The organism is Salifodinibacter halophilus (genome assembly GCA_012999515.1).
GTDB classification, from domain to species: domain Bacteria; phylum Pseudomonadota; class Gammaproteobacteria; order Nevskiales; family Salinisphaeraceae; genus Salifodinibacter; species Salifodinibacter halophilus.
Map to the genome: position 1 here is coordinate 1 of JABEEB010000890.1, position 229 is coordinate 229.

1 protein-coding gene is annotated in these 229 nt (G+C 71.6%); it reads left to right on the forward strand.

Annotated elements, in window-relative coordinates; genetic code table 11:
* A partial coding sequence (locus tag HKX41_14105; protein NNC25267.1) for a hypothetical protein occupies positions 1-225 on the forward strand: 225 nt, incomplete at its 5' end.
* Positions 226-229: the final 4 nt, after the last annotated feature.

The window sequence follows — 229 nt, forward strand, 5'->3', positions numbered from 1 at the left end:
CAGGCGCAGCAGGCGCGATGCGCCGAACAGGTGGCCGCCGCGCTGGTGCGGTTGAATCGTCGCTTCGCCGGCACGCTGGCGCCGGTGTCGCCCGCTCAGGTGACTTACCGACAGCGCGCAAGCTGCGCGGATACTTTCGTGTCCGGGCGCGAAGGCCTGGATTGCTACGACTGGATACAGGCGCAGGTGCCGCTGCGCTGGCTCACGCCGCCGCCCGCGCGCTAGCGGC